Source organism: Mesonia oceanica, from assembly GCF_902499555.1.
GTDB classification, from domain to species: Bacteria; Bacteroidota; Bacteroidia; order Flavobacteriales; family Flavobacteriaceae; genus Mesonia; species Mesonia oceanica.
In genome coordinates this window covers 437059-447101 of record NZ_CABVMM010000001.1, presented here as the reverse complement: position 1 = coordinate 447101, position 10043 = coordinate 437059, and the positions used below count along the sequence as shown (strand labels likewise).

At 36.8% G+C, this 10043-nt stretch carries 4 protein-coding genes; all 4 read right to left on the bottom strand.

Going from position 1 to position 10043, the window contains the following annotated elements:
• Nucleotides 1–1352: choice-of-anchor J domain-containing protein (locus FVB9532_RS01960; RefSeq protein ID WP_150543528.1), on the bottom strand; the 1352-nt coding region annotated here is incomplete at its 3' end.
• 121 nt (nt 1353–1473) lie between these two features.
• Nucleotides 1474–3375 carry an OmpA family protein gene (locus FVB9532_RS01955; RefSeq protein ID WP_150543527.1) on the bottom strand — a complete coding sequence of 634 codons (1902 nt, stop codon included), beginning with the start codon at nt 3373–3375 and terminating at the stop codon, nt 1474–1476.
• Between the two features lie 29 nt (nt 3376–3404).
• Nucleotides 3405–4334, bottom strand: coding sequence for a PorP/SprF family type IX secretion system membrane protein (locus FVB9532_RS01950; protein ID WP_150543526.1), 930 nt, complete (start codon nt 4332–4334; stop codon nt 3405–3407).
• 82 nt (nt 4335–4416) lie between these two features.
• A complete protein-coding gene (locus FVB9532_RS01945; RefSeq protein WP_150543525.1) occupies nt 4417–9993 on the bottom strand; it encodes a choice-of-anchor L domain-containing protein in 5577 nt (1858 codons plus the stop codon).
• Between the last annotated feature and the right edge of the window lie 50 nt (nt 9994–10043).

Genomic DNA, 10043 nt, shown 5'->3' with positions numbered 1-10043 from the left:
TGATCACCGGTTGATTGAAATGATTGTCCAGAAATATCTCCTCCACTATTGAAAAGTTCGGTTCCATCAGAATCCAATACGATAAAATCGTCACAACAACTTTCCAAGAAACCTGAATTTATAACTAAATTAAGTGAACTACCGTCTGAACTTACATAATCAATTTGTAAATCTTCATTGTTTCCATAGCAGAAATTTTCGGATACAGGTCCCACACCACAATCTACTAAAGTAGCTGTATTAAACAATACAGGTCCTACTAATGAACTTTCATCATCTGTACTACAAACTGCCTTTACATAAATTTCATAATCTGTTCCAGAAGATAAAGAAGAAATTGTTTCTCCTGGGGTACCATCTGTATCTTGTATGGTTTCACCTTCTGTTTCTGTATCAAAACCTGGGGCTCCGTAAATAATTACCCATTCGGTTTCACTTCCTCCAGCATTCCAACTAATATCCAAAGAAGATGTAGTAATTCCATCTAAGCTTATCCCAGTAGGTGCAGGACAACTAATTGCTGTTGTAAATGACTCTGGACCTACATAATCACTTTCATCATCTGTACCACAAATAGCAATTACATACACCTCATAATCTGTTTCAGAATCAAGGTCTGTTATTGTTTCACTTGGTGTTCCATCCGTAATTGAAATGGTCTCACCTTCTGTCTCCGGATCAAAACCGGGTGCTCCATATACAAGCTCCCATTCCGTTTCATCATTACCAGCAACCCAATTAACATCTACCGAGTTAGCTGTAATATTATCTAACGCAAGAGAGGTTGGTTTAGGACAAGTTGGTATTGGCTCTAAGGAAAAATCATCGATATAAAATTCATGATCAAAATCACCTTCATATTTAAATGCCAAGTAAACATCTTCTCCTACGTAGCTTGTAAGTGATAGCGTATATTCAGTCCACTCATCTTCCGAATATCCAAAATCTCCATTAAACTCCTGTAACTCCACAAAGTCATCAGGATTAGCGATAGGATCACCAGAAGCCGTAGATATATACACCCCGGAATACACATAATAGGTAGGCGTATAATTTTGTCTATACCAGAAAGAAAGATAATCATTAACGCCTTCAGCAATTGTATTGACATTAGTGACCATCCAAGAAGTAGAAATGGCAGCAAGGTTATCATCATTATGATAAACTGACTGCGTTCCACTATAAGCTTGACTAGTCGTTATAACAAAACCAGGATCATCACTTTCTGTCTGGTAATTTGTCCAGCCAGCAGGATATCCTGATTCAAAATCTTCAAAAACCTGAGCTTCCATTTGCCATCCTATGAGAGACAAAATCACTAAGGCTAAAATTGTTGTAATTTTCTTTTTCATCTTATCAAAATTTCATTGAAATGTAAAATTAACTATAAATTTTGTAATTGAGGATAATTAAAGAACTAAAAAGCCCTAATTGTTTAAAAATTAGGACTTTCTATCTTAAATAGATAAATATTTATCTTTTTATTATTTTAAATTCTGAACGTCTGTTCATTTCATATTGTTCTTCTGTACATTGATCACAATCTACTTTAGGATCAGATTCCCCAAATCCTTCTCCGCTAATTCTAGACTCATCAATTCCTTGTGAAATCACATATTGCACTGTACTTTGTGCCCTTCTTTCAGATAATCCTTGATTATATGATTCTGGACCTCTACGATCGGTATAACTATTTACTTTTATAACCATATCAGGATATTTCTTCATTACCTGTACTAATTTATCCAGTTCAAAAGCAGCTTGTTTTCTTATGTTTGATTTATCAAAATCAAACATAATTGGATTAAGTACAATTTCTTCCTCGGTAATAATTTCCTCGATAGGATTTAATTCAATAACCAAATCGACTTCACCGTCTTCTTCTTTTGATACAGAAGCCATATTACTTTCGTAATCATCTGCATTTACTTGAATAGAATAATCAACGCTTCCAGGCAAGGTGAAATCTGCTTCTCCCTGCGGTGTTGTCATAGCTTTTGCAATTTCGTTCTCTTCAGTATCATACACAATTACAGTTGCACCAGCAATTGGTTTCCCCGTTTCGGCATCAACTACTTTAGAGTTCACGATAATTTCATCTAATGGCTGGATTTGCATCACTCGGTAAATATTATCGTTAGCGACGGTTTCTTCAATTCCACTACGATTAGAACTCACAAAGCCCGATTCTTCATTTATATTAAAGGTAAAAGCAAAATCATCACCAGTACTGTTAATAGGCTGCCCCATATTCTTAACAGAAGAAAAACCATCACCGTCTGCTTTTGCATAGAACACATCAAGTCCACCAATCCCTAATTGACCATCACTAGAGAAATATAAAGTACCTTCTGAATCTATATACGGAAAACTCTCTCTAGCTTCTGTATTGATGCTTGATCCCAAATTTTCAGGTTCTCCAAAACTCCCGTCTTCATTAATAGAGACTTTATATAAATCTGACATTCCCATACCTCCTGGCATATCGCTAGAAAAATATAAGGTCTTTCCATCTGGACTAAGGGCAGTATGACCTGTAGAATATTCGTCTGAGTTAAATGGTAATTCTTGAACATCGTCCCACTTTCCATTTACTAAATTGGCTTTATATATTTTTAATTTTCCAATTCCTTCTGAACTCTTTTCATAATCACCATCTAAGTAATTGTTTCTTGTAAAAAACATGGTTTTCCCATCAGGAGTAATACTCACTGTACCTTCATGGTATTTAGAATTCACTTCTCCTTTTAATTCTTCTGGATTTTGGTATTCTCCATTCTCCTTAGTGGCCACATATACATCTAAGGTAGGCTGATCGTTCCAACCATAATTTCTTCTGGATTTATTTCTTGCAGAAACAAAATATAATTTATCATTATATTCATAGCCTCCAAAATCTGAAAGTTCTGTATTAAAAGAGATAGCATCTACGGTAAACTTTGGATCTCCACTTAATAATTTGGGAAGATAATCAGGGTTTGCTTTAAAAGCTTTTGCTCTTTCATCGTTGGGAGACTTAGAAGCGAATTTTTTCATCGCTTCATTTGACTCGTCAAACTTCTGATTAGCTTTAAGCATTTGAGCATAACGATAGTAAACCGTACCGTCTACATCATCTGCTTCTTGAATATACATTTTATAGTAATATTCACTTTTTTCAGTATTATAAATATTAAAATAAGCTTCTGCTAATTGGTGATAAATATATGGTGTCCCATCTCCGTCCTCAACGAGGTCTTCATATTCCTCAATAGCTTTTACGTATTCTAACCTCTGGAAGTATTTATCTGCTTTCTTAGTATCGTCTGTTTGAGCATAAACGCTAACAAATCCCAGAAAGAATGCTAAACTTAAAATATAGTATGTTTTTCTCATAATGATGTCTTCTTAAATAAAATAAGGTTTTAGAAATATCTTGGTGAAAGATATGTTTTCTTGTTAAAGAATATATCAAATATTACAAATGCTTCGTAAGAAGGTTGATTTATATCTGATATGGAATGGTCGTAAGCGAAACCAAATTGCACCCAATCTGTTGCTCTTACACTAGCCAAACCACTAACCGCGTCCTCATATCTATAGGAAGCCCCGATTTCAAACCTATCATAAAATAAAAAGTTAGCATTTACGTCAAACGAAATTGGAGAATTAAAAGAAGACTTCACCAAGGTAGAAGGCTTAAATTTTGTATTCTCGCTTAACTGAAATACATATCCTGCAGTAGCAAAATAATGCATCTCTTCATTTCCATATTCCCTTCCATCGGGATCGGCATCTAAATGGGTAGACTGCAACATATTAGGAACAGAAACACCTACATACCAATTATTTGTATAATATAAAAACCCTGCTCCAAAATTTGGATAGGTATTATTGACATCTGCAGCAAAAGCAGGATCAACTGGTCCTAAGTCTCCGTTTCCATCTTGCAACTCAAGATTTGTAAGACCTACGTCATGAAATGTTGCCCCAGCTTTCACCCCAAAAGCTAATTTTCTACTATTCCCAAAATCTAAGGTATAAGAGAAGTCTGCATATACATTAGTTTCTTTTACTGGTCCTATCTCGTCCGAAATAGCAGAAAGGCCTAAGCCAGTTTTATCTCCAACCGGGGAATGGGCAGACATGGTAAAAGTTCTCGGTGCCCCTGGAAAACCAGACCACTGGTCTCTATACAATAATCCAATATTCAGGCTCTCTTTTGAACCTGCATAGGCAGGATTTACTACGTTCATATTATACATATACTGAGTATACTGTGGGTCCTGTTGTGCATTCACCTCAAAAACTGTGAGTATAAAAAATGCGCAAATAGCTACAAAAAGTTTTTTCATTTGCTTGTTGTTATTTTTCAATTTAGGGTTTTAAGTAAATACTAAACCCTAAAAATAGGGTTTAGTATTTACTTCTTAAATTTTATTTATCTTGATTTATATAAATCCAACCTTTTTTAACATTTCCAAAAACTGGATCATTTCCTTCTAGCTCTAAAACATAGAAATAGGTACCTGTGGTTAAATTATCACCGTCTGAGTTTTGTCCACAGAAAGAATCGACGTAATCATTCATTTCATATACCAACCTACCGTATCTATTATATACTTTTAAGCTTGCAATACCTGTACGATCATCTAAGAACTCAAGGTTTAAACAATCATTCATACCGTCTCCATTAGGAGATAAACCTTGAGAAATCACACATCCAGACTCATAAGGCAGAATAGACACATCCACTGAAGAAACAGAAGATATTTCTACACAGTCACCATACATAACATCTACTGAATACTCCTCTGTAAATTCTCCCATTTCATTGTAAACAACTGTATAGGTAGGACCAGTGGCGCCTATAATTTCATCTTCACCCATATACCAAACGAAACTTACCTCACTCGCATCTACCCCTTCTAATTCTGCGGAAAATGTTATCTCATGGGTTGGGATTTCCCCTTCTTCTTCGCAATAATTAATTGCAGTGATTAGGGCTCCTCCAGAATTCGTTAGATTCACAGAATAGTTAGCTTCTATAAAAGCAATCGTTAGATTAGCACTACAATCTCCAGTTGGATCATCATTAGAAGTGATATTCACCTCATAAGTACCATAGCCATAAACGCTTGGATTAACCGTTGGCCCCTGTTCAGCAATTGTAGTTCCGTCTAACATCCAAATATAGGTCACTTCCGAACTATTCATATTAGAAGGAGTTACATCTATCGTATAATCTCCTAAGCTACAAGTAACCTGATCTCCACCTAAATCCACCTGTGGGGTTAAATCTAACAATATGCTAACTTCATCTGTTTTCACACATCCTTCAATAGAAACTTCCACAGTATACACACCTTCAGCAACAGGAGTATAAGTCGCACCTGTTTCTCCTGTGATCGCTACACCTCCTAAGTACCACTGATAAGTAGCATTTGAAGCATCTTCTCCGCTGACAACGGCTGTTAGTTCGCTAGCTACATCATCACAATTAAATTGATCTGCACCTAGATCTACCGTATACGTGACATCTTCTACAAACACAGTATTTGTACCTGAACAAGTAATAACATCTCCACTATTAGCATCGGTGTAAACACCTGTAACTACTACCGTATATTCACCTTCCGGCAAGTTAGCAGTTGAACTATTACCTACTCCCGGCACTTCAAGCCCATCTCCATCTGTCCATTCATAAGTTAATGTATCATAATCACCAGAATTACTAGGTGTAGCATTGAGTAAAACACTACCTCCGTCACATACTGACTGATTTTGCCCCAAATCTATGATAGGTGATTGAACAAAAACCGCATTGAATGTTGCTGTTTCAAAACAACCTTGATAATTTACGGTTACGGTATACTCTCCATCTTCTGTAATCACAATAGATGGCGTTGTTTCCCCATTAGTAGACCAAGTATAGGTTAAATCTCCCATATCTTCTGCAGGCACATTATCAATGATTGGGGTAAGTTCAAAACTAGTTGGCTCCCCTTCCTCGATACAGCCTATCGATATCCCGTCGAAATTAACATCAAAATCAATCAACTCAACTTCTACGGTCTCTGTTACCGAACAACCTCCCGTATCATCCGTGACTATCACCTCATAGGTTCCTGGTACAGAAGCCACATATACCGGGTTAGTTGGACTAGCTGAAAGCGGCGCATCATCTAAGAACCATTCATAAGTAACATTATTCAACTCTCCCATATTACTAGGGGTAGCATCAATGGCAACCGCCCCTCCACTACAAATCTGTAACATATCGTCTTCAATGGCCACTTCCGGAGAAGGGTAAAACTCCACTTCAATATTTACAGGATCCGGCAAACAAGAAGTTCCATACAATACCTGAATGGTATAAGTTCCTTCTTCCGTTACCTCAATACTTGGCGCATCAATAGCATTCCCTTGATCATCATTAACCGTACTTACATTTCCATCCAAATCGGTATAGGCCCAGAAAAAGGTAACAAAATCTGAATCCGGTAATCCCGTATCCAATACAATTGAATCATCTCCACACGTAGTATTTCCATTTTCAACAGTAATATCATCCCCTAACTCAGGTTCTCCAATTTCCAAGGAACCAGCTGCTAAGAAAACCGCTGAATTATAGGCCGTATCATTTCTATCTGCTACAGCTAATTTAATATGGTATTCCTGTCCAGGAATAACATTCGCAGTGGCAGTCATTACAACAGTACGCCCTATAAGATCTATAGGAGAAGCCGCTGGAGGTAAATCTCCGTAATACTCTCCAAAATATTGCTCATTAACAGACTCACAACTGGCATTGTAAGCGTTATCCCTAACAGTAGTTACTGCTATAGGATCATTTGTCCCTGGAACAATTGCGATATTGGTAGTAGTACCATCCGGACCAGTTAAGAAAAATCCAAATGGATCTGAATAAGTACATTGAAAAGTACCATATTCTTCAGAAGCAAATAAGAAATCAAAACTTATTTCTTCAATAAATGGAACAAAGTCAAACTCAATGACTGTTGCATTTTGAGAAGTTGATGTCGTGTTTCCTTCTATAGATTGAATTAAATCGGTTAGGTCATCATCTCCACCCCAGTTATAACCTCCAGACGAATTAACACCGTCTTCCGGACCGGGAACATCATTCACATCTCCACTATACAACAACACCCCACTCTCTATAGGAAAGTTAGAATCATTATCATCAAAATAACTAATTCCATTAACATCTCCAAAGTCTGTACCTGTTGACCAAGTAACGTTACTCACCGTAGCACAAGGAGTACCTAACAACACATCTGTTATTAATTCTTCTACTGTGTATGTTGACTCATCAACAATAATAGGTGGTTGCGGACAGAAATTTTGGGACTGGACCGGACTGATTACCGTACAACTAGAATCATCTAAATTTTCTGTAGTAATAACCACTGGTGTATCATTTGGAAAAGGACCAAACGTAAAAGATCCTGGAGAGGTTGCCGTAACTTCAGCACTTCCTTGGTTATCATTGATGGATACTTCACTTGCCGAACCTAAACCTTCCAATTCAACATCCACAAAAAACTGATCGGTACCACTGGTACAATCACTTACTACTTCGTAAGTAACTTGAGGGTTTATACAACTAGAACAAGATACGGTAAGATCTATCGCTGAAGAATTAAAACCTTCACAGTCATAAAAACCAGCAGTATAAGAAACTGTCATAGTATCTCCTGTCGATTGCACAGTAAGCCCTGCAAGATCACCATCTCCTTGCTCTCCATAACCAGAATACAAAACATCTCCATTGGTATCTAATACATCAAAACTACCTCCAAAGGTGTAAATCATACCAGAGTTCACCAAAAGGTTCATGTTAGAACCATCATCTGTAGTATAAGTTAACTCTACTGTCTCATAACCTTCATAACAAAAAACAGTAGTTACAGGATCACCACTTGCACATTCTAAATAATTCTCAGCACAATATTCTTGAGTTAATTCCCCACTGGTAACATCACAAGAATCGTCCTGATTGTTGGTAACCACAACTTCAACTAAGGTTCCATTACTATAAGGACCAAAGTTATAAGCCCCTAAGGCATCAACCAATTGAGAGTTTCCTTGATTATCTTCTATAGTAACATCATCTGCACTTCCAAGACTAGTTAAATCAACATCTATAAAAAATTGAGGACCGTTAATACAATCTTCCACTATAGCAAAGTCTGCTTGAGGGTTTAAACAAGAAGAACAAGATACGGTAAGGTCTATTTCTGAAGAATTATACCCCTCACAATCATAAAAACCAGCGGTATAAGAAACCGTGATGGTATCTCCCATTGATTGCAAAGTAATTCCAGAAAGATCTCCTTCATCTCCATAACCGGAATACAAAACCGTTCCATCAGCGTCTATCACATCAAAAGTACCACCATAAGTATAAATCATACCCGAGTTTACCACAAGGTTCATATTAGAACCATCATCTGTAGTATAAGTTAACTCTACTGTCTCATAACCTTCATAGCAAAAAACAGAATTTATAGGCTCATCAATCCCACATTCTAAATAGTTATCAGAGCAATAGGGTTGCGTTAAAACTTCACTTGATAAAGTACAAGAGGAATCTTGGCTATTTGCAACTGTAAATTCTACATCGGTATTATTAGTATAAGGGCCAAAAGTATACACTCCTGTGGAAGACACTGTTTGACTGTTTCCTTGATTATCAGAAATATCTATATCATTTGCATCCCCTAAACCAGTAAGATCCACATCAATCATAAATTGAGGGCCGTTTGCACAATCACTCACTACTTCAAAGCTTGCTTGTGGCATTAAACATGAAGAACAAGTTGTCTCAATATTAATAGGAGTATAGTTGCTACTACTTCCACAATTAACAGAAATATCTGAACTGACCTGTACTGTCAAATTATCTCCACTAGACATAAATGTTAATCCAGAAAGATCACCGGAAGCTCCGTATCCATTATACAACTCTGTTCCATCAGAATCCAAAACAATAAATTCATCATAGTTGTTTTCTACTTGTCCTTCAGTAACATTAATGGTAATACCAGAACCATCGGAACTAGTAAAACTGTATTCTAAAACTTCATTATTTCCATCGTAACAGAAATTTAAAATTTCCGGTGTTCCATCAGAACAATCAACAATTATAGCAGGATCATCCTCTACCGTAAAACTATATTCAGTACAGTCTGTCGCAGCCCCTATATTGTTTTCAGGAACAATAGTTACATAATAAGTAGTAGAATATGCTAAATCACCTATATCATAACTAGTAACATTCCCCACATTTTCACCATCAACCATATCAGAACCGCCAGAAGTGGTTCCCACTGTTAACACATACGAACTTGGCAAACCAGTAGCAGTAGACCATGAAATAGTACTATCTTGAATAGACACTTCTGTTGCTCCATCTTCCGGAGTAGTTAAAACAGCATCACAGTTAGGTGGGTTTTCCGCTACTTGCATAGCAGACAAATTATCATAATACATATAATAATCTCCTGCCGCCCAAGTAATATTAAATCTTAATTGAAAGTCTGACCCCTCAGGCAAGTCTGTAGCAGGAACCGTATAGCTCATGGTTGCACATTCTGCAGAAACCACATGATTAGAATCATCTACGGTTCCCACATTAATCCATGTAGCACCTGCATCGGTAGAATAATCTACGGTAAAATTCCCCCAACCTGCTGCGGTAGGATTCGTAGCAGCTGACCAATCTACAATCTTATAATCAAAACTAATGCTTAGCTCTGTTTCATTGGATTGACCTTCAATATTAGGCGAAATTAAGTTTCCTGTTGTACTCCCTGAATAAAGATTATCACGAATACTTTGACCCTCACAAGCCTGAGTACCACTCCCCAAAAAGGAGCTCGACCACCCGGCAGGGACTCCATCGTCGAAATTTTCAAGAATACCTATCTGCCCATAAGAAGAGAGATATCCGCAAATTATAAATAACAATAATGTAATTTTTTTCATTAAGGATAGTTTTTGAGTTAAGGCCTTGAAGATATAAAAATTATCAATTA